Genomic DNA, 20,856 nt, shown 5'->3' with positions numbered 1-20,856 from the left:
ATGCCCCTCACCCCCGTCCTCACCTCGCGCTGGGGCGCTGAGAACTCCTGGCGGCTGTCGACCTACGAGCGCCTCGAGGGGTACTCGGCCCTGCGGACGGCGCTCTCGATGGACCCCGACGAGCTCGTGACGATGGTCAAGGACTCCGGGCTGCGCGGCCGCGGCGGCGCGGGCTTCCCGACCGGCATGAAGTGGAGCTTCATCCCGCAGCCCAAGCCCGGGGAGGAGCCCTCCGGCCCGGCGGCGATGCCCAAGTACCTCGTGGTCAACGCCGACGAGGGGGAGCCCGGCACCTGCAAGGACCTCCCGCTCATGATGGCCGACCCGCACTCGCTCATCGAGGGCGTGATCATCTCCGCCTACGCGATCCGGTCGACGTTCGCCGTCATCTACGTGCGCGGCGAGGCGGTGCACGCCCACCGGCGGCTGCTCAACGCGGTGGGCGAGGCCTACGCCGCCGGCTACCTCGGCACCGACATCCTCGGCTCCGGCTACGACCTCGAGCTCGTGGTGCACGCCGGCGCCGGCGCCTACATCTGCGGCGAGGAGACGGCGCTGCTGGACTCGCTCGAGGGCTACCGCGGCCAGCCCCGGCTCAAGCCGCCGTTCCCCGCGGTCGCCGGCCTCTACGGCGCGCCGACGGTCATCAACAACGTCGAGACGCTGGCCAGCGTGCCGTTCGTCGTCCGCGGCGGGGCCGAGTGGTTCAAGGCCTTCGGGCCGGAGAAGTCGCCCGGCCCCAAGATCTACTCGCTGTCGGGCCGCGTCGTCCGCCCCGGGCAGTACGAGGCCCCGATGGGGACGACGATGCGGGAGCTCCTGGAGATGGCCGGCGGCGTCCGCCCCGGGCACGAGCTCAAGTTCTGGACGCCGGGCGGCTCGTCGACGCCGTACTTCACCGCCGAGCACCTCGACGTCCCGCTGGACTTCGACTCGGTGGCCGCCGCGGGCTCCATGCTCGGCACGACCGCGCTGATGGTGTTCGACGAGACCGACTCGATCGTCGAAGCCACCCTGCGGTTCACCCAGTTCTACGCGCACGAGAGCTGCGGCAAGTGCACCCCGTGCCGCGAGGGCACCTACTGGCTGGTCCAGATCCTGCAGCGGCTGGTCGACGGCCAGGGCACCGCCGCCGACCTGGACCTGCTCACCGACACCTGCGACAACATCCTCGGCCGGTCGTTCTGCGCGCTCGGCGACGGCGCGACCAGCTGCATCTCCAGCTCCCTGAAGTACTTCCGCGACGACTACGTCGCCCTGCTGCCGCCCGAGGAGCAGGCCCGCCTGGGCCGGTCGCTCCGCCTCGAGCCGGTCGGAGCCGCCTCGTGACACTCACCCCCACCAGCCCCGACCCCGCGCCGGCCGTCCCACCCGGCGCGCCCGGTCCGCACACGCCCGAGGACGCCGTCCGCTGCACGATCGACGGCTTCGACGTCGCCGTGCCCAAGGGGACGCTGATCATCCGGGCCGCCGAGATGATCGGCGTGCAGATCCCGCGGTTCTGCGACCACCCGCTGCTCGAGCCGATCGGGGCCTGCCGGCAGTGCCTGGTCGAGGTCGAGGGCCAGCGCAAGCCGGTCGCCTCCTGCACCATGCCCGTCAGCGACGGCATGGCGGTGCGCACGCAGCTGTCCAGCCCGGTCGCCGACAAGGCGCAGCAGGGCACCATGGAGCTGCTGCTGATCAACCACCCGCTGGACTGCCCGGTCTGCGACAAGGGCGGCGAGTGCCCGCTGCAGAACCAGGCGATGAGCAACGGCCGGGCCGAGAGCCGGTTCGAGGGGGAGAAGCGCACCTACCCGAAGCCGCTGCCCATCAGCAGCGAGATCCTGCTCGACCGCGAGCGCTGCGTGCTCTGCGCCCGCTGCACCCGGTTCTCCCAGCAGGTCGCCGGTGACCCGTTCATCGAGCTGTTCGAGCGGGGCGCCCTGGAGCAGGTCGCGATCTACGAGGACGAGCCCTTCTCCTCCTACTTCTCCGGCAACACCACCCAGATCTGCCCGGTCGGCGCGCTCACCAGCGCGCAGTACCGGTTCCGCGCCCGCCCGTTCGACCTGCGCAGCGAGCCCAGCGTCTGCGAGCACTGCGCCTCGGGCTGCGCCATGCGCACCGACTACCGGCGGGGCAAGGTCACCCGCCGGCTGGCCGGTGACGACCCCGCGGTCAACGAGGAGTGGACCTGCGACAAGGGCCGCTACGCCTTCCGCTACGCCACCTCCAACGAGCGGCTGACCACCCCGCTGGTGCGCCGGGACGGCGTGCTGGAGCCCGCCTCCTGGCCCGAGGCCTGGGCGGAGGCGGCCGACGGCCTGCGCCGCGCCCGCGCCGAGGGCGGGGTCGGCGTGCTGCCCGGCGGGCGGCTCACGCTCGAGGACGCCTACGCCTGGGCCACCTTCGCCCGGGTCGCGCTGGGCACCAACGACGTCGACGCCCGGGCCCGCGCCCACTCGGCGGAGGAGCTCGCCTTCCTCGGCGCCGCGGTGGCCGGCACCGGACCCGTGACCGGCGCCGTCACCTACGAGGACGTCGGCACCGCGCCCGCCGTCCTGCTCGCCGGTCTGGAGCCGGAGGAGGAGTCGCCGATCCTCTTCCTCCGCCTGCGCCGGGCGGTGCGCACCGGCGGCCTCGCCGTGTTCGACCTGGCACCCTTCGCCACCCGCGCCGCGCAGAAGCTGGACGCCACGGTGCTCACCACGGTGCCGGGCGCGGAGGCCCGGTCGCTGCTCGCCCTCGCCGAGGGCAGCTGGGGTGGGCCCGCCGTCGAGGCGCTGCGGAAGCCGGGCGCGGTGCTGCTCGCCGGTGAGCGGCTGGCCGAGGTGCCCGGCGCGCTCACCGCGCTGGTCGCGCTGGCCCGGGCGACCGGTGCCCGCGTGGCCTGGGTGCCCCGTCGCGCCGGAGAGCGGGGCGCGGTGGAGGCCGGCGCGCTCCCCACGCTGCTGCCCGGCGGCCGCGCCGTCGACGACCCCGCCGCCCGAGCCGAGGTGGCCGCGGTGTGGGGCATCGACCCCGCGGCGGTGCCCGATGCCCCCGGCCGCGACGTCACGGGCATCCTCACCGACGCCTGCGCCGGCCGGCTGCCCGGGTTGCTCGTCGGCGGGGTCGACCCCGCCGACCTGCCCGACCCCGCGCTGGCGCGGGCGGCGCTGGACGCGGCGGCGTTCGTCGTGAGCCTGGAGATGTTCCCGACCGAGGTGACCGAGCGCGCCGACGTCGTCCTGCCGGTGGCGGCGTCGTCGGAGAAGGCGGGGAGCTACCTGGACTGGGAGGGGCGGCTGCGTCCCTTCGACGCCACCCTGCACGGCACCGGGCGGCTGGGGGACGGCCGGGTGCTGCACGGCCTGGCCGAGGCGATGGGCACCGACCTGCGCCTCCCCGCACCGGAGTTCGCGCGGGCCGCGCTCGCCGCGCTGGGCGCCCGCCGCTCGGCCGCGGAGAGCCCCGGACCCGACGTCGCGCCCCCCGACACCCCGGCGCTCCGCGATGACGAGGCCGTGCTCGCCTCGTGGCGCCAGCTGCTCGACGTCGGCACCCTCCAGCGCGAGGAACCCGAGCTCGCCGGCACCGCCCGGCCGCCGGTGGTCCGCGTCGGCGCCGGCACCGCCGCGCGCCTCGGGCTCGCCGACGGCGACCGGCTCACCGTGAGCGGCGCGACGGGCTCGGTCACCCTGCCGGTGGCGGTCACCGCGATGCCCGACCAGGTCGTGTGGCTGCCGATGCGCTCGCCCGGCAGCGAGATCCGGACCGCGCTGGGCACCGGGCCCGGCGGCGTCGTCCGGCTGTCGGCCTCGCCGGTGCCCACCGGCGCCACGACGCACCCGCTGGGGGACGCGCGATGAACGTCTGGGCCACGCCCGAGCAGCCGACGCTGGCCGATTTCGGCCAGGACGTCTGGTGGATCGTGCTGATCAAGGTCGTCGGCGTCTTCGCGGTCCTGGTGCTGATGACGCTGTTCGCGATCGTCCTCGAGCGCAAGGTCGTCGCACGCATGCAGCAGCGGATCGGCCCCAACCGGGTCGGGCCGCGCGGCTCCCTGCAGAGCCTCGCCGACGGGCTGAAGCTGGCGTTCAAGGAAGACATCATGCCGGCGATGGCGGACAAACCGGTCTACTTCCTCGCCCCGGTGATCGCCACCATCCCGGCGTTCGTCGCCTTCTCGGTGATCCCGATGGGCCCGGTCGTCAGCATCTTCGGCGAGCAGACGCCGCTGCAGCTGACCGACGCCCCGATCGGCGTGCTGATCATCCTGGCCATGTCGGCCATGGGCATCTACGGCATCGTGCTCGGCGGCTGGGCCTCGGGCTCGACCTACCCGCTGCTGGGCAGCATGCGCAGCGCGGCCCAGATGATCAGCTACGAGATCGCGATGGGGCTCTCCATCGTCGCGGTGTTCCTCTACGCCGGCTCGATGTCGACGTCGGAGATCGTGGCGGCGCAGGCCGACGGCAACGAGGTCTCCTTCTTCGGCCTGGAGTTCACCGGCCCCAGCTGGTACGCCGTGCTGCTGCCGGTCTCCTTCGTCATCTACGTGATCGCCGTCGTCGGGGAGACCAACCGCGCGCCGTTCGACCTGCCCGAGGCCGAGAGCGAGCTCGTCGGCGGCTTCCACACCGAGTACTCGTCGCTGAAGTTCGCGCTGTTCTTCCTCGCCGAGTACATCAACATGGTCACCGTCTCGGCGCTGGCCGCGACGCTCTTCCTCGGCGGCTGGCGGGCGCCGTGGCCGATCTCCGTCTGGGACGGCGCGAACAGCGGCTGGTGGCCGCTGCTCTGGTTCTTCCTCAAGGTCGTCGCCGCGCTCTTCGTCTTCATCTGGCTCCGCGGCACCCTGCCCCGGCTGCGCTACGACCAGTTCATGCGCTTCGGCTGGAAGGTGCTGGTCCCGGTCGCGCTGGTGTGGATCCTCGTCGTCGCCGCGATGCGGACCCTCTCCCGCGAGGCGGACCTCTCCACCGGCCAGGTGGCGCTCTTCGTCGGCGTCCCCGTCGCGGTCCTGGTGCTGCTCGGCCTGGCCCTGGCCGGCCGGACGGCGAACCGGGACGCCCGGGTGATGGCCGAGGAGGCCGCGGCCGGCGGCGTCCACGCCACCGACCCCGAGCCCGAGGTCCTGCCCCCGGCCGGTGGGCGGCGCCCCGCCGGCACCCCCAGCCGGTCGGAGGGCGGCTTCCCGGTCCCGCCGATGGACCTGGTCGTGCCTCCCTCCCCGCGCCTGCGCCGGGAACCCGTCGCGACCGACGGCACGGTCGTCGGCACCGGACGACGCGCACCCACGAGCACCACTTCCCAGGAGGACGGCGATGCCTGAGAGCCGCAGCGGCGACCCCGCCCGGCGCGGGAGCGCGGAGGTCGAGCGCCCGACGGGTGCGACGGCCGCGACGCCCGCCGTGCGCCCCACCCTGCGCGACCGGCTGGTGCCGGCGCCCGTCCAGGGCTTCGGGGTCACCTTCGCGCAGATGTTCCGGACGGTGACCACGGAGCAGTACCCCTTCGAGCCGAAGGTGACCAAGCCGCGCTACCACGGCCGGCACGTGCTCAACCGGCACCCGGACGGCTTGGAGAAGTGCGTCGGCTGCGAGCTGTGCGCCTGGGCCTGCCCGGCCGACGCCATCTACGTCGAGGGCGGGGACAACACCGAGGACGCCCGCTACTCGCCCGGTGAGCGGTACGGCGCGGTCTACCAGATCAACTACCTGCGCTGCATCTTCTGCGGGCTGTGCATCGAGGCCTGCCCGACCCGCTCGCTGACGATGAGCAACGACTTCGAGCTGGCCGACGACAACCGGGCCGACCTGATCTACACCAAGGAGCAGCTCATGGCCCCGCTCCTGCCCGGCATGGAGCAGCCCCCGCACCCGATGCGCCTCGGCGACGACGAGAAGGACTACTACCTGCGCGAGCCGGAGGTGCGGTCGTGACGCCGGACGCCACCCTCGTCGTCGGCACCGGCGAGGCCGTCGTCTTCTGGATCCTCGGCCCGCTCTCCCTGGCCGGCGCCCTCGGCATGGTGCTCAGCCGCAACGCCGTGCACTCGGCGCTCTGGCTGGTGCTGACGATGCTCTCGCTGGGCGTCTTCTACGTCGTCCAGTCCGCGCCCTTCCTCGGCGCCGTGCAGATCATCGTCTACACCGGCGCCATCATGATCCTGTTCCTCTTCGTGCTGATGCTGGTCGGCCGGGACTCCTCGGACTCGGTGGTCGAGACGCTGCGCGGGCAGCGGGTGGCGGCCACGCTGCTGGGCATCGGCTTCGCCGCGCTCGTCGGCGCCGGCATCGCGCGGGCGACGCAGGACCTCCCCGTGGTGGGGCTCGAGGCGGTGCAGGCCGGGCCCGGTGGCCCCGACGCGGGCAACGTCGAGGCGATCGCCGCCCTGCTCTACACCCGCTACCTGCTGGCCTTCGAGGTCACCGGCGCGCTGCTGATCGTCGCCGCTGTCGGCGCGCTCGTCTTCACCCAGGCCGAGCGCGACCCCGCCAGCCGCAAGGGCCAGAAGGAGCTGTCGCGCGCGCGGTTCCTCACCGACCGCCCGCAGACGCTGCCCGGCCCCGGGGTCTACGCCCGCGCCACCTCGGTCGCCGCTCCCGGTCGGCTGCCCGACGGGGGCATCGCCGAGGACAGCCTCGCCACCGGCATCGAGCCGCAGCAGGTCGAGCCGCTGCCCCGGGGCACCGGCCGGCAGCAGCTCGGCTCACCGGACGCCGCGCTGGGCTCCCTCACCCCCACGGTGAGCGACGTCCCGGGCGGCCGCGAGGGCGGTGAGCACCGGTGAGCCTGTCCTACTACCTGGTGCTCGCGGCGATCCTGTTCACCATCGGCGCCGTCGGCGTCCTGGTGCGGCGCAACGCGATCGTGGTGTTCATGTGCGTGGAGCTGATGCTCAACGCCGTCAACCTGACGCTGATCACCTTCGCCCGGTCGACCGGGACTGTCGACGGCCAGATCATCGCGCTCTTCGTCATGGTCGTCGCCGCCGCCGAGGTGGTCGTCGGTCTCGCGATCATCATGTCGATCTACCGGACCCGCAGGTCCGCCTCGATCGACGACGCCAACCTGCTGAAGTACTGACGGCGAGACGGGGACACCTGTGTCTGAGGCCCACTCATGAGTGACGCACTGCCCGCCGACGGGCTGCTGGGCTGGTCGTGGTTGCTGATCGCGCTGCCGCTGGCCGGCGCCGCGGTGCTGCTGCTGGGCGGTCGCCGCACCGACCGCTGGGGCCACCTGCTGGGGACGGCGACGGTCGGCGTCGCCTTCCTGCTCGCGGTCCTCTGCACGGTGCAGCTCGCCGGTCAGGACGGGGCGCCGGCCGACGTCGAGCTGTTCACCTTCATCGCCACCGGTGAGCTCGACGTCACCGCCGGGCTGCTCTACGACCCGCTGTCGGCGGTCTTCGTCCTGCTGATCACCGGCGTCGGCTCGCTGATCCACGTCTACTCGATCGGCTACATGGCCCACGACCCGGGGCGACGGCGATTCTTCGCCTACCTCAACCTGTTCGTGGCGGCGATGCTGCTGCTCGTGCTCGGCAACGGGTACGTGCTGCTCTACGTCGGGTGGGAGGGCGTGGGCCTGGCGTCCTACCTCCTCATCGCCTTCTGGTACACCCGCCCGGCGGCGGCCACCGCCGCGAAGAAGGCCTTCATCATGAACCGGGTCGGTGACGTCGGCCTGGCCCTGGCGATCTTCGTGATGTTCGCCCAGCTCGGGACGACGTCCTACGACGGCGTCTTCGGCTCGGTGGGCACCCTCGCCGGGGGGACGATCACGGCGATCGGGCTGCTCCTGCTGCTGGGGGCCTGCGGCAAGTCGGGTCAGTTCCCGCTGCAGGCGTGGCTCCCCGACGCCATGGAGGGCCCGACGCCGGTCTCGGCGCTGATCCACGCGGCGACGATGGTCACCGCCGGGGTCTACCTGATCGCCCGCTCGGCGCCGATCTACGACCTGACGCCGACCGCCCGCGCGGTGGTGCTGGCCGTCGGGGCGCTGACCCTGCTGATCGGGGCGATAGCCGGGTGCGCCTACGACGACATCAAGAAGGTGCTCGCGTACTCGACGGTCAGCCAGATCGGCTACATGTTCCTGGCCGTCGGGCTCGGCCCGGCCGGCTACGTGGCGGGCCTCGCGCACCTGCTCGCCCACGGCTTCTTCAAGGCCGGGCTCTTCCTGGGCGCGGGCTCGGTCATGCACGCGATGAACGACTCGGTGGACATGCGCCGGTTCGGGGCGCTGTGGAACAAGCTGCCGATCACCTTCGCCACCTTCGGGCTGGGCTACCTGGCGCTGATCGGCTTCCCGTTCCTGTCGGGGTACTTCACCAAGGACGCGATCATCGAGGCCGCCCTGGACCGCGGCGACGTCTGGGGCTGGGTGCTCGGCGGGGTGGCCGTGCTCGGCGCCGGGCTCACCGCGTTCTACATGACCCGGCTGATGCTCATGACCTTCTTCGGCCGCGCGCGGTGGGAGGAGGGCGTCCACCCGCACGAGGCGCCGACGGTGATGACCGCGCCGATGGTCGTGCTCGCCGTGGGCTCGGTCGCCTCCGGCGCGCTGCTGGTGTCGGTGTTCCCGCTCTCGGGTTGGCTGGAGCCGGTGTACGGCGAGCCGGCGGAGGCCGAGCACGTCGTCGCCCCCGCGGTGATCGGCCTGGTCGTCACCGTCGTGATGCTGCTCGGCGTGCTGGCCGCCTGGCTCTTCGTCGGCCGCCGCGAGGTCCCGGTCACCGCCCCGGTGCGGGTCTCACCGGTCACCCGGGCCGCCCGAAACGCCCTCTACGCCGACGCCGTGAACGAGTCGCTCTTCATGCGCCCCGGCCAGTGGCTCACCCGCGCGCTGGTGTGGGTGGACAACCGCGGCGTCGACGGCGCGGTCAACGGCCTGGCCGCCGGGCTGGGCGGCTCGTCGTCGCGGCTGGGCCGGGCGCAGACCGGCTTCGTGCGGACCTACGCCCTCGGCATGCTCGGCGGCGCGGTGGTCGTCGCGGGGGCCCTGCTGGCGGTGACGGCGGGATGAACGCCGACGGGTACTTCGGAGAGGACGTGCTGCGGTGAGCGACTTCCCCTGGCTGCTGGCGATGATCGCCGTGCCGGCCGTCGGAGCCGCGGCGGTGGCCGGCCTGCCGCGCGGGCGCGACCTGCTGGCCAAGCAGGTGACCCTCGCGGTGAGCCTCGTGGTGCTGCTGCTCGCCGTGCTGACGACGCTGGCCTTCGACGTCGGCGGGGCGCGGTTCCAGCTCACGACGTCGGTCTCCTGGATCCCCGACTTCGGCTCCGAGTTCGCCCTCGGCGTCGACGGCATCGCGCTGGTGATGGTGCTGCTGGTCGGCGTCCTGGTGCCGCTGGTGGTCGCGGCCTCCTGGCACGAGGCCGACGCCGGGCCCCGCCCCGCGCGGGTCTTCTTCGCCTGGCTGCTGCTGCTCGAGGCGATGATGGTGGGCGTCTTCGTCGCCACCGACGTGCTGCTGTTCTACGTCTTCTTCGAGGCGATGCTCGTGCCGATGTACTTCCTGATCGGCAGCTTCGGCGGGCCGCGCCGGCAGTACGCGGCGGTCAAGTTCTTCGTCTACAGCCTGGTGGGCGGGCTGGTGATGCTCGCCTCGGTCATCGGTCTCTACGTGGTCAGCGCCGGCGCGCTCGGCGAGGGCACCTTCGCCTTCGACACGCTGCGGCAGCTCGAGATCGACCCGGACGTCCAGCGCCTGCTGTTCCTGGGCTTCTTCATCGCCTTCGCGATCAAGGCCCCGCTGGTGCCGTTCCACACCTGGCTGCCGGACTCCGGTGCCGAGGCCCCCGTCGGCGGTGCGGTGCTGCTGGTCGGCGTCCTGGACAAGGTGGGGACCTTCGGCTTCCTGCGCTACTGCCTGCCGCTGTTCCCCGACGCCTCGCGGTACTTCGCGCCGTTCGTGCTGGTGCTGGCGGTGGTCGGCATCCTCTACGCCGCGCTGCTGGCGATGGGGCAGAGCGACATGAAGCGGCTGGTCTCCTACACCTCCATCTCGCACTTCGGGTTCATCGCGCTCGGCATCTTCGCCTTCACGACCGAGGCGGGCACCGGCGCGGTGCTGTACATGGTCAACCACGGCCTGGCGACCGGCCTGCTGTTCCTCGTGGTCGGCATGCTCATCGCCCGCGGGGGCTCCCGCCGGATCGCCGACTACGGCGGGGTGGCGGCGAAGGCACCGCTGCTGGCGGGGGCGTTCCTCGTGGCGGGGCTCGCCTCGCTGGCGCTGCCGGGCACCAACAGCTTCGTCAGCGAGTTCCTCGTGCTGATCGGCTCGTTCCCCGAGCGGCCGGTGTTCACGGTGCTGGCGACGCTGGGCATCATCCTGGCCGCCCTGTACGTCCTGCTGATGTACCAGCGCACCATGCACGGGCCGCCCCGCGGCGTGCTGCTGCAGGAGGACCCGGCGCAGCCGGCGCCGGCCGGCGGGGGAGCCACCGCCGTGCTCACCGCTCCGCGGAGCACCCTGCGGGTCTCGGACCTCGGCCGTCGTGAGCTGGCCGTCGTCGCCCCGCTGGTGGTGCTGATCATCGCGCTGGGCTTCTACCCGCAGCCGCTGATCGACCTGATCGAACCGGCCGTCGTCGCCACCCTCGACGACCTGGGCGCCTCCGGAGGTATCGACCGATGATCGAGGCACCCGACCTGTCGTGGGGGGCGCTCTCCCCCCTGCTGGTCGTGTTCGGCGCCGCGTGCGCCGGCATCCTGGTGGAGGCCTTCGTGCCGCGGGGGCTCCGGCACCCCGTGCAGGTGGGCCTGGCGCTGGCCGGCACCGTGGGGGCGCTCGTCGCGACGCTGCTGCTCGCGGGCACCCGGGAGGTGACCGCCGTCGGCGCGCTCGCCGTCGACGGCGCGGCGCTGTTCCTGCAGGCGACGATCGCGGGGCTGGGGGCGCTGTCGATCCTGCTCTTCGCCGAGCGGTCGCTGGACCCGGCGCGGTCGGCGTTCGTGGTGAGCGCCGCGGTCCCGGCCGGCAGCCCGCGCGACCGCCAGCTGGCGACCGTGCCCCGCGTGCAGACCGAGGTCTACCCGCTGGCCACCTTCGCGATCGGCGGCATGATGCTGTTCGTCGCGGCCAACGACCTGCTGGTCATGTTCGTGGCGCTGGAGGTGCTCAGCCTCCCGCTGTACCTGATCAGCGGGCTGGCCCGGCGGCGCCGGCTGCTCTCCCAGGAGGCGGCGGTCAAGTACTTCCTCCTGGGCGCCTTCGCCTCGGCGTTCTTCCTCTACGGCCTGGCGCTCGTCTACGGGGCCACCGGGAGCGTCCGGCTCAGCGAGGTCCGCGAGGCGGTCAGCGCCGACGGCGGCGGAGTGCTGCTGGTCCTGGGCCTGGCGCTGCTGATCGTCGGGCTGCTCTTCAAGGCCAGCGTGGCGCCGTTCCACACCTGGACGCCCGACGTCTACCAGGGCGCGCCGACCCCGGTCACCGCCTTCATGGCCGCCTGCACCAAGGTCGCGGCCTTCGGGGCGATCCTGCGCCTGCTCTACGTCGCCTTCGGCACCGCGGAGTGGACCTGGCGGCCGCTGATCTACGCCGCGGCGATCGCCTCCATGGTCGTGGGCGCGGTGCTCGGGCTGACCCAGACCGACCTCAAGCGCATGCTCGCCTACTCGTCGGTGGCGCACGCCGGCTTCCTGCTCACCGGCGTCATCGGCCTCGGGCCGGGGGAGACCGGCTCGGGGCTCGCGGCGACGATGTTCTACCTGCTCGCCTACGGGATCACCACGCTCGGCGCCTTCGCCGTCCTCACCCTGGTGCGGGACGGCGACGGGGAGGCCAGCCACCTGTCGCAGTGGGCGGGGCTGGGCGCGCGCTCGCCGCTCACCGCAGCGGTGATGACGCTGTTCCTGCTGGCGCTCGCGGGGATCCCGCTCACCGCGGGCTTCACCGGCAAGTTCGCCGTCTTCCGCGCGGCGATCGAGCAGGGCGCCTGGCCGCTGGCCCTGGTGGCGCTGCTGGCCAGCGCCGTGGCCGCGTTCTTCTACCTGAGGGTCATCGTGCTCATGTACTTCTCCGAGCCGGTCGCCGACGGGCCCACCGTGGGCGTGCCCGGCGTACCCACCACCCTGGTCCTGGCGGTGACAGCGACGGCGACCCTCGCGCTCGGCATCCTCCCCGGGGCGGTGCTCGACGTCGCGCAGCAGGCGGCTAGATTCGTCGGTTGATGACCGGAGCCCGTGCCGCAGTCGACGGCACTCCCCCCGAGGTCTGGCACCGGATCTCCACCCCGGCGTCGACCATCGGCCCCTGGCTGCCCGAGGGCGACCTCGGGGATGCGCTCGCGGAGGGGCTGGCCCGGGTGGAGACCGAGCTGGCCGTCGCGGTCGGCAGCGAGCACCCGTTCGTGCGGGAGGCCGCCGGTCACCTGATGGCCGCCGGCGGCAAGCGGTTCCGGCCGATGCTGGCGCTCCTGGCCGCGCAGCTGGGGGATGCCTCCGCCCCGGAGGTGACGCAGGGCGCCGTGGTCTGCGAGCTCACCCACCTGGCGACGCTCTACCACGACGACGTCATGGACGAGGCCGCCGTGCGCCGGGGGGCGCCCAGCGCCAACAGCCGGTGGAGCAACAGCATCGCCATCCTCACCGGCGACCTGCTCTTCGCCCGGGCCTCCGACATCCTCGCCGACCTGGGGCCAGAGGCCGTCCGGATCCAGGCGCGGACCTTCGAGCGGCTCGTCACCGGGCAGATCAAGGAGACGGTCGGCGCGCAGCCGGGCGACGACCCGATCGCCCACTACCTGCAGGTGCTCGCCGACAAGACCGGGTCGCTGGTCGCGACGTCGGCCCGCTTCGGCGCCTCCTTCGCCGGGGTGGACGCCGCCCTCGTCGAGGCGCTCACCGAGTTCGGCGAGGAGGTCGGCGTCGCCTTCCAGATCTCCGACGACCTGATCGACATCGTCAGCACCGACGGCGTCTCGGGGAAGTCGCCGGGAACCGACCTCCGCGAGGGGATCGCGACCCTGCCGGTGCTGTTCGCGCTGGCCGGCGACGACCCCGCGGAGACCCGGCTGCGCGAGCTCGTGGCCGGCCCGGTCACCGACGACGCCCGGCACGCCGAGGCGCTCGCGCTGCTGCGGTCCTCCCGCTCGCTGGCCCGCGCCACCGGCGTGCTCCGCGAGTACGCCGACCGGGCGCGCGCCCGGCTGGCCGGGGTGCCCGAGGGCGACGTGCGCGACGCGCTCTCGGCCCTCTGCGACTACGTGGTCACGCGCACCAGCTGAGAGGACCCCCATGCCGCCCTCCGCTCGCCGGCTCGCGGCGGGGCCGTGCGTGGGGGCCGCCCTCCTCCTGGCCGCCTGCTCGGGTGGGTCGGAGGAGGACGCCGGCTCGGTCTCCACGCCGCCGACGACCGAGGCGCCCGTCGGCGCCCCGTCCCTGCGGGTCGAGGTCGTGGCCGACGGGCTGGACCACCCGTGGGACGTCGTGCAGACCGAGGACGGCACGCTCCTGGTCGACGAGCGTGCCGGCGGCCTCACCGCGGTGCTGCCGGACGGCACCGTGCAGGAGGTGCGCGCCGACTTCGGCGACCTGTTCGCGGTGGGGGAGACCGGCCTCATGGGGCTGGCGCTGGACCCGGGCTTCGCGGAGGACCGGCGGTTCTACACCTGCCAGGGAGTGACCGGCGGCGGCGGTTCCTCGATCGAGGTGATCGCCTGGGCCGCGGCCGAGGACTGGAGCGCGGCGACGCGCGTCGACGACCCGCTCATCGGCGGGATCCCGGTCAACGAGCGCTCCGGGCGCCACGGCGGCTGCCGGCTGGCGTTCGGCCCGGACGGCGCGCTGCTCGTCGGCACCGGCGACAACGCCGTCGGCACCACCCCGCAGGACCTCGGCTCGCTGGCCGGCAAGGTCCTCCGCGCCGATCCGGAGACCGGAGAGGCGCTGCCCGACAACCCGTTCGTGGCGCCCGACGACGGCGCCGAAGACCTGATCTGGACCTACGGGCACCGCAACGTGCAGGGCCTCGCCGTCCGGCCCGGCGTGGACCAGACCTACTCGGTGGAGCACGGCCCCGACCGCAACGACGAGGTCAACCTGCTGCGGCCGGGCGGCAACTACGGCTGGGACCCCGTGGGCGACGGCGGCTACGACGAGAGCGTCCCGATGACCGACCCGGAGATCGAGGGGGCCCTGCCGGCGGTCTGGGACTCCGGCGCCCCGCCGATCGCGCCCAGCGACGGCACCTTCCTCGACGGCGAGCAGTGGGGCGACTACGACGGGCTGCTCGTGCTGGGCGCGCTGCGCGGGCAGCACGTCCTCGCCCTCCGGCTCGACGAGTCGGGGTCCCTGGTCGAGCAGTTCCGGCTGCCCGAGCTCGACGGCGCCTACGGGCGGATCCGCACCGTCGAGCTGGGCACCGACGGCGCGCTGTACGTGACCACCGACAACGGCGACGACCGCGACCAGCTGCTCCGCGTCACCCCGCAGGGCTGAGGACCCGGCCGCCCACCCGCGGCGGGACGGCGGTCCCGGCGGGCAGCAGCGGGCACGGTTGCGGCTCGCCCGGCACGGTCACCAGGGGCAGGACGCCGGCCCACACCGGGTCGGCTACCTCCGCGCCCTCGATGTCGCGCTCGTCGTCCCCGGGTGGGCCGGTGCGGATCTTCACGCTGGCCTCGGCGAGGTCCAGGGCCAGCACCGCGGTGGCGGCCAGCTCCTTGCGGTCGGGGCGGCGGGTGGCCGCCCACGACCCGGGCGCCAGGTGCTCGGTGAGCACCTCCAGCGCGAGCAGGCGCTCGTCGGGGTCGGTGACCAGGCGGGCCCGCCCGTGCACGACCGCGCAGCGGTAGTTGACCGAGTGGTGGAAGGCCGAGCGCGCGTAGACGATGCCGTCCAGGTGGGTGACCGTGAAGCAGACCGGCGCCCCCGTCGCCGCCGACCGCAGCGTGGCCGCCCCGGTCGAACCGTGCAGGTAGAGGGTGTCGCCGTGCCGCCCGTAGCCGGTGGGCAGCACGACGGGGGCGTCCCCGAGCTGCACGCCGAGGTGGCCGATCAGCCCGGCGTCCAGCACGGCGTGGAGGTCGGCCCGGTCGGTGCGGGCGCGCGTCGCACCCCGGCGCACGGTGCTGCGGTCGGTGGGCGAGAGGGGCGCGTCGGTGTCCACGGCACCGATCCTGGCCGGTGCAGGTGGATCCCCGGAACGGCCAATCCGCTAGATTTCCGGCAGTCCACTTCTCCTCCTGTCAGGAGCGGCGTGATCGACGTCCCGCCGGTGCTGCTCGACCGCTCCTCAGGGAGGCCGCTGTCGGTGCAGCTGGCCGAGGCGCTGCGCGTCGCGGCCGCCGACGGCACCCTGCGCCCCGGCGACCGGTTGCCTTCCACGCGGGCCTTCGCCGCGGCGCTGGGGGTGAGCCGCACCGTGACCGTCGCCGCCTACGACCAGCTGCTCGCCGAGGGGTGGCTCGGCGGCCGCCGGGGGGCGGGCACCTACGTCCACGGCGCGGTGACGACGGCCCCGCCGTCGGCTCCCGCCCCGGCCGCCCGGCGACCGGACACCGCGGCGCTGGTCGACCTGCGCGCCGGCTCTCCGTGCCTGGAGGTGCTCGACCGCGCGGCCTGGCGACGTGCCTGGCGGGCAGCCGGTGACGGTGCTCCCGATGCCCGCCCCGACGCCGCCGGGGACCCGAACTTCCGGTCGGCGGTGGCCGGGCACCTGCTGCGGCACCGCGGCCTGGGCGCCGGCCCGGAGGAGGTGCTCGCCACGGCGGGCACCTCCGCGGCGGTCGGGGAGGTCGCCCGCGTCCTCCCTCCGGGCAGCCGCGTGGCGGTCGAGGACCCGGGCTACCAGCGGGTGGGCGGCGCGCTGCGGGAGGCCGGGGTCGAGGTCGTCCCGGTCCCGGTCGACGGCGACGGCCTGGTCGTGGAGGCGATCCCGTCCGGGGTGTCCGCCGTCTACTGCACGCCGGCCCACCAGTACCCGCTCGGCCGCCGGATGACGGCCGCCCGACGGCTGGCGCTGGTGGCCCGGGCCCGCGCCGAGGGGTGGTGGGTGCTGGAGGACGACTACGACGGGGAGCTGCGCTACGACGTCGCGCCGCTGCCGCTGCTGGGCGCGCTGGGGCCGGACGTCGTCGTCCACCTGGGCACCACGAGCAAGATCCTCAGCCCGACGCTCGGCGTGGGGTGGGTGGTGGCCCCCGAGCCGCTGCGCGCGGCCCTGCTGGCCCGCCGGACCGCCACGGGCACCCGGCCGGCGCGGGCCGGGCAGCGGGTGTTCGCGGCGTTCGCGGCCTCAGGGGATCTCGCCCGGCACCTACGGCGCCTGCGGCGCGAGCTCGTCGCCCGGGCCGGCGAGGTGCGCGCGGTGGTGGCTGCCGCCGGCTGCCGGGCCGAGGGCGACGCGGCGGGGGCGCACGTCCTCGTGCCGCTGCCCGCCCCCGCCGTGGAGGACATGGTCCGGAGCGCGGCCGCGGCGCGGGGTGTGGCGGTCGACGGCCTGGCCCGCCACACCGTCGGCGCGGGCGACCGGCGCGCCGGCCTGGTCGTCGGGTTCGCCGCTCCGACCCGGGAGGAGCTGCGCGGCGCGCTGACCGTGCTGGGGGACGTCTTGGCGGCGTCGCACGGGAGGTGACCGCGATCTGTCGTGCCGAGTGAGGGCCCGGAGGGCCTTCGCGCAGGCGCGACGCAGCGGCTCAGCTCACCGGGGGACGGCAGGTGGTCGCGGTGCCGTCCGGAGGACGGCAGTGTCATGGCGGTGTCGTCCGGAGGACGACCGGGTCATTGCACTTCCCAGGTGTCGCCGCCGGCGAGGAGGGCGTCGAGGTCGCCCGGGCCCTGCAGCCGGGCCTCGTGCAGCTGCTCGGCCATCATCGCCTCGTACGAGGGCTTCCGGACCGACCGGAAGACGCCCATCGGGGTGTAGCGGAGGTCCTGAGAGGAGAGCCGCGACAGCGCGAACGCGTAGGACGGGTCCTCCCGGTTCGCGTCGTGCACGACGATCTCGCTCGCGTCGACCTGGTTGGTCTCGGCGATCCGCAGCCCGCCGAAGTCGTCGCGGACCACGCACGAGGCGCCGTCCGGGCCGAACACCAGCGGCTTGCCGTGCTCCAGCGGGATCGTCCACATCGGGCCGGTGGACGGGTCCTTGAGCAGGTCGAACGCGCCGTCGTTGAAGATGTTGCAGTTCTGGTAGATCTCCACCAGCGCGGTGCCCTGGTGCTCGGCGGCCTGCCGCAGCACCTCGGTGAGCCCCTTCCGGTCGGAGTCCATCGCCCGGCCGACGAAGGTCGCGTCGGCGCCGATCGCCAGGGACACCGGGTTGAACGGGTGGTCCAGCGAGCCCATCGGCGTGGACTTGGTGACCTTGCCGACCTCGGAGGTGGGCGAGTACTGGCCCTTGGTGAGGCCGTAGATCCGGTTGTTGAACAGCAGGATCGTCATGTTGACGTTCCGCCGCAGCGCGTGGATCAGGTGGTTGCCGCCGATGGAGAGCGCGTCGCCGTCACCGGTGACGACCCACACCGACAGGTCGGGGCGCGAGGCGGCCAGGCCCGTGGCGATCGCCGGGGCGCGGCCGTGGATCGAGTGCATCCCGTAGGTGTTCATGTAGTACGGGAAGCGGCTCGAGCAGCCGATGCCCGAGACGATGACCATGTCCTCGCGGGCGATGCCGAGGCTGGGCAGGAAGCTCTGGACCGCGTTGAGGATGACGTAGTCACCGCACCCGGGGCACCAGCGCACCTCCTGGTCGGTCTTGAAGTCCTTGCCCTTGAGCTCGGTCTGCTTGGGACCGTGCTGCTCGAGCGAGCGGGCGATGGCGGCGTCGATCGGGGTCGGCGCGTCCGGCATGCCGAGTTCGACGGCGGTCACTGGGGTGCTCCGTTCACAGCTGCGGGGGTCACGGTGTCGATGGCGTCCTGGATGACCGCGGCGAGCTCGGCGGCCCGGAACGGCAGCCCGCGCACCTGGGTGTGGCTCTGCACGTCCACCAGGTACTTCGCGCGGAGCAGCAGCGCCAGCTGCCCGAGGTTCATCTCCGGGCAGATGACCCGGTCGTACCGGGCCAGGACCTCGCCGAGGTCGGCGGGGAACGGGTTGATGTGGCGCAGGTGGATCTGGGCCACCTTGCGGCCCGAGCTCCGGATCCGGCGTGCGGCGGCGCCGATGGGGCCGTAGGTGGAGCCCCACCCGATGACGGCGACGCGCGCGTCGCCGTCTGGGTCATCGACGTCGGTGGCCGGGATCGAGGCGGCGATGCCGTCGATCTTGGCCTGCCGGGTGCGGGTCATGAAGTCGTGGTTGGCCGGGTCGTAGGAGATGTTCCCGGTCCGGTCGGCCTTCTCCAGCCCGCCGATCCGGTGCTGCATCCCCGCGGTGCCCGGGATCGCCCAGGCGCGGGCCAGGGTCTCGGGATCGCGCAGGTAGGGGAGGAACTCGCCGTCCTCGCCGTTGGGCTCGGTGGCGAACGCGACCGCCGGCGTCAGGTCGGGCAGCGAGTCGGCATCGGGGATCTGCCACGGCTCGGCGCCGTTGGCCAGGTACCCGTCCGACAGCAGCATGACCGGCGTCCGGTAGGTCAGCGCGATCCGCGCCGCCTCGACGGCGGCGTCGAAGCAGTCACCGGGGGAGCGTGGGGCGATGACCGGCACCGGCGCCTCGCCGTTGCGGCCGAACATCGCCTGCAGCAGGTCCGACTGCTCGGTCTTCGTCGGCAGCCCGGTGGAGGGGCCACCGCGCTGCACGTCGACGATGACCAGGGGCAGCTCGGTCATGACCGCCAGCCCGATCGTCTCGGCCTTGAGCGCCACGCCCGGGCCCGACGTCGTCGTGATGCCGAGCGCGCCGCCGAAGGAGGCGCCGAGCGCCGCGCCGATGCCGGCGATCTCGTCCTCGGCCTGGAAGGTGCGCACGCCGAAGGCCTTGTGGCGGGACAGCTCGTGGAGGATGTCCGACGCCGGGGTGATCGGGTACGCGCCCAGGAAGACCGGCAGGCCGGAGCGCTGCCCGGCGGCCACGAGCCCGAGGGCCAGCGCCTGGTTGCCCGAGATGTTGCGGTAGCGCCCGGGCTTCATCGGGGCGGGCTTGATCTCGTAGGAGACGGCGAAGGCCTCGGTGGTGTCGCCGTAGTTGTAGCCGGCGCGGAAGGCGGCGATGTTGGCCGCGGCGATCTCCGGCTTGCGGCGGAACTGGCGCTCGAGGAAGCGGATCGTGCCCTCGGTGGGCCGGTGGTACATCCACGAGAGCAGGCCGAGGGTGAACATGTTCTTGCTGCGCTCGGCCTCCTTCTTCCCCAGCCCGGAGTCGGCGAGCGCGTCCAGCGTCATCGACGTCAGCGGCACGCTGACCGTCTGCCACCCCTCGAGCGAGCCGTCCTCGAGCGGGTTGGTCGCGTAGCCGACCTTCGCCAGGTTGCGCGGGGTGAACTCGTCGGAGTCGAGGATGAGCAGACCGCCGCCGGGGAGCTCGGCGAGGTTGGCCTTGAGCGCGGCCGGGTTCATCGCCACGAGCACGTCCGGGGCGTCGCCCGGCGTCATGACGTCGTGGTCGGCGAACTGCAGCTGGAAGGAGCTGACGCCCGGCAGGGTCCCCGTCGGCGCGCGGATCTCGGCGGGGAAGTTCGGCAGCGTCTTGAGGTCGTTGCCGAACGACGCCGTCTCGCTGGTGAAGCGGTTGCCCGTCAGCTGCATGCCGTCGCCGGAGTCACCGGCCAGCCGGATCACGACGCGGTCGAGCTCCACGACGCTCTTCACGAGCCCACCGGGCGCGGAGCCGGACACCGGGGTGGCCGGGGCGCCGTGCGGGTCCGACGGCGCGACGGTCGGGTTGGTGCCAGTCATCAGCGGTCTACCTCCACCGGGCGAGGTTACGTGCGTGTGTACGCGCCCGGGTTGTGCAACCGGACACTCCGCAGCGGCGAGGATGTCACCGCGTCCACAGGGGGCAACGGCAGTGGCGTCCCGGGCATTCCACGGGGCACCCGAGCGGGGGAGCGGCGGCCGGCCCGCCGGGAACGGGGGGTGCGGGGACGGCGTTGGACGAGGCGTGCAACGCATGACCAACGGACTGAAGACCGCCCTCCTGCTGGGTCTGATGGGCGGGCTGATCCTCATGGCCGGGGCGCTCATCGGCGGGCGCGGGGGTCTGCTCATCGCGCTGTTCGTCGCGCTCGCGGTCAACGGCTACGCCTACTTCAACTCCGACAAGCTGGCGCTGCGCGCGATGCGGGCCTTCCCGGTCACCGAGACCCAGGCCCCGCAGCTGTACGCGATCGTGCGCGAGCTCGCGACCGACGCGCGCCAGCCCATGCCCCGCCTCTACGTCAGCCCGACGAACCAGCCGAACGCGTTCGCCACCGGGCGCAACCCGCGCAACGCGGCCGTCTGCGTCACCCAGGGCATCCTCGAGCTGCTCGACCGGCGGCAGCTGCGCGGGGTGCTCGCCCACGAGCTCTCCCACGTCTACAACCGGGACATCCTGATCAGCTCGGTCGCCGGCGCCATGGCCACGGTGATCACCTACCTGGCGCACATGGCGATGTTCGCGTCGCTGTTCGGCGGCCGCTCCGACGCCGACCGGGGCGGCGGCAACATGATCGGCGGGCTGCTGCTCATGCTGCTCGGCCCGCTCGCCGCCGGGATGGTGCAGATGGCGGTCAGCCGCAGCCGCGAGTTCCAGGCCGACGCCTCGGGTGCCCAGCTGTCGCAGGACCCGCTGGCGCTCGCCGATGCGCTGCGGGTGATCGAGCGGGGGACGGCGGCCCGCCCGCTGCCGCAGGAGGAGCGGCTGGTCACCCAGAGCCACCTGATGATCGCCAACCCGTTCCGGGGTCAGGGCATGGCCTCGCTCTTCGCCAGCCACCCGCCGATGGCCCAGCGGATCGCCCGCCTGGAGCAGATGGGGCGCGAGCTCGGCCAGCGCTGACGCGCG

Annotated in this window: 16 protein-coding genes; 13 read left to right on the top strand and 3 right to left on the bottom strand. The window is 73.6% G+C overall.

Features of this window, described 5'->3' with window-relative positions; all coding sequences use genetic code 11:
• The 11 genes from nuoF to ACI792_RS10970 are packed head-to-tail and all read left to right on the top strand — an operon-like array spanning position 1 to position 14,424.
• The gene (nuoF, locus tag ACI792_RS11020) at positions 1–1,329 is read left to right on the top strand and encodes an NADH-quinone oxidoreductase subunit NuoF (RefSeq protein ID WP_456602607.1); all 1,329 of its coding nucleotides are present in this window, start codon (positions 1–3) and stop codon (positions 1,327–1,329) included.
• The gene (locus ACI792_RS11015; RefSeq protein ID WP_456602606.1) at positions 1,326–3,836 is read left to right on the top strand and encodes an NADH-quinone oxidoreductase subunit G; all 2,511 of its coding nucleotides are present in this window, start codon (positions 1,326–1,328) and stop codon (positions 3,834–3,836) included. The genes nuoF and ACI792_RS11015 overlap by 4 nt, the downstream gene beginning before the upstream one ends.
• Positions 3,833–5,302 carry an NADH-quinone oxidoreductase subunit NuoH gene (gene nuoH / locus ACI792_RS11010; RefSeq protein ID WP_456602605.1) on the top strand — a complete coding sequence of 490 codons (1,470 nt, stop codon included), beginning with the start codon at positions 3,833–3,835 and terminating at the stop codon, positions 5,300–5,302. The genes ACI792_RS11015 and nuoH overlap by 4 nt, the downstream gene beginning before the upstream one ends.
• On the top strand, positions 5,295–5,912 hold the full coding sequence (nuoI, locus tag ACI792_RS11005) for an NADH-quinone oxidoreductase subunit NuoI (RefSeq protein WP_456579710.1): 618 nt from the start codon (positions 5,295–5,297) through the stop codon (positions 5,910–5,912). The genes nuoH and nuoI overlap by 8 nt, the downstream gene beginning before the upstream one ends.
• Positions 5,909–6,763, top strand: coding sequence for an NADH-quinone oxidoreductase subunit J (locus ACI792_RS11000; RefSeq protein ID WP_456602604.1), 855 nt, complete (start codon positions 5,909–5,911; stop codon positions 6,761–6,763). Before nuoI ends, ACI792_RS11000 begins: the two co-directional genes overlap by 4 nt.
• On the top strand, positions 6,760–7,059 hold the full coding sequence (gene nuoK / locus ACI792_RS10995; RefSeq protein WP_456602603.1) for an NADH-quinone oxidoreductase subunit NuoK: 300 nt from the start codon (positions 6,760–6,762) through the stop codon (positions 7,057–7,059). Before ACI792_RS11000 ends, nuoK begins: the two co-directional genes overlap by 4 nt.
• Positions 7,060–7,095: 36 nt before the next feature.
• Positions 7,096–9,003 carry an NADH-quinone oxidoreductase subunit L gene (gene nuoL, locus ACI792_RS10990; protein ID WP_456602602.1) on the top strand — a complete coding sequence of 636 codons (1,908 nt, stop codon included), beginning with the start codon at positions 7,096–7,098 and terminating at the stop codon, positions 9,001–9,003.
• 34 nt (positions 9,004–9,037) lie between these two features.
• Positions 9,038–10,621: an NADH-quinone oxidoreductase subunit M gene (locus ACI792_RS10985; RefSeq protein ID WP_456602601.1), complete on the top strand. Its 1,584-nt coding sequence runs from the start codon at positions 9,038–9,040 to the stop codon at positions 10,619–10,621.
• Entirely contained in the window at positions 10,618–12,156 is a 1,539-nt protein-coding gene (gene nuoN, locus ACI792_RS10980; RefSeq protein ID WP_456602600.1) for an NADH-quinone oxidoreductase subunit NuoN, read from the top strand. Before ACI792_RS10985 ends, nuoN begins: the two co-directional genes overlap by 4 nt.
• Complete coding sequence (locus ACI792_RS10975; protein ID WP_456602599.1) at positions 12,156–13,211, top strand: polyprenyl synthetase family protein; 1,056 nt, start codon at positions 12,156–12,158, stop codon at positions 13,209–13,211. Before nuoN ends, ACI792_RS10975 begins: the two co-directional genes overlap by 1 nt.
• Positions 13,212–13,221: 10 nt before the next feature.
• Entirely contained in the window at positions 13,222–14,424 is a 1,203-nt protein-coding gene (locus ACI792_RS10970; RefSeq protein ID WP_456602598.1) for a PQQ-dependent sugar dehydrogenase, read from the top strand.
• Here the strand turns inward: ACI792_RS10970 and ACI792_RS10965 are convergent.
• Positions 14,408–15,094: a pyridoxamine 5'-phosphate oxidase family protein gene (locus ACI792_RS10965; protein ID WP_456602597.1), complete on the bottom strand. Its 687-nt coding sequence runs from the start codon at positions 15,092–15,094 to the stop codon at positions 14,408–14,410. The genes ACI792_RS10970 and ACI792_RS10965 overlap by 17 nt on opposite strands.
• 90 nt (positions 15,095–15,184) lie before the next feature.
• Between ACI792_RS10965 and pdxR the strand changes: the two genes are divergently transcribed.
• The gene (gene pdxR / locus ACI792_RS10960; RefSeq protein ID WP_456602596.1) at positions 15,185–16,561 is read left to right on the top strand and encodes a MocR-like pyridoxine biosynthesis transcription factor PdxR; all 1,377 of its coding nucleotides are present in this window, start codon (positions 15,185–15,187) and stop codon (positions 16,559–16,561) included.
• A gap of 146 nt (positions 16,562–16,707) precedes the next feature.
• Here the strand turns inward: pdxR and ACI792_RS10955 are convergent, their stop codons facing one another.
• A complete protein-coding gene (locus ACI792_RS10955; protein WP_456602595.1) occupies positions 16,708–17,799 on the bottom strand; it encodes a 2-oxoacid:ferredoxin oxidoreductase subunit beta in 1,092 nt (363 codons plus the stop codon).
• Complete coding sequence (locus ACI792_RS10950; protein WP_456602594.1) at positions 17,796–19,766, bottom strand: 2-oxoacid:acceptor oxidoreductase subunit alpha; 1,971 nt, start codon at positions 19,764–19,766, stop codon at positions 17,796–17,798. The genes ACI792_RS10955 and ACI792_RS10950 overlap by 4 nt, the downstream gene beginning before the upstream one ends.
• Before the next feature lie 214 nt (positions 19,767–19,980).
• On the opposite strand from ACI792_RS10950, the gene htpX reads away from it, so the two are divergent.
• Positions 19,981–20,850 carry a zinc metalloprotease HtpX gene (gene htpX, locus ACI792_RS10945; RefSeq protein WP_456579699.1) on the top strand — a complete coding sequence of 290 codons (870 nt, stop codon included), beginning with the start codon at positions 19,981–19,983 and terminating at the stop codon, positions 20,848–20,850.
• Positions 20,851–20,856: the final 6 nt, after the last annotated feature.

This window comes from Blastococcus sp. SYSU DS0669 (assembly GCF_054050895.1).
Note: the sequence above shows the minus strand (reverse complement) of the source record. Positions and strands in the feature narration are given on the sequence as shown.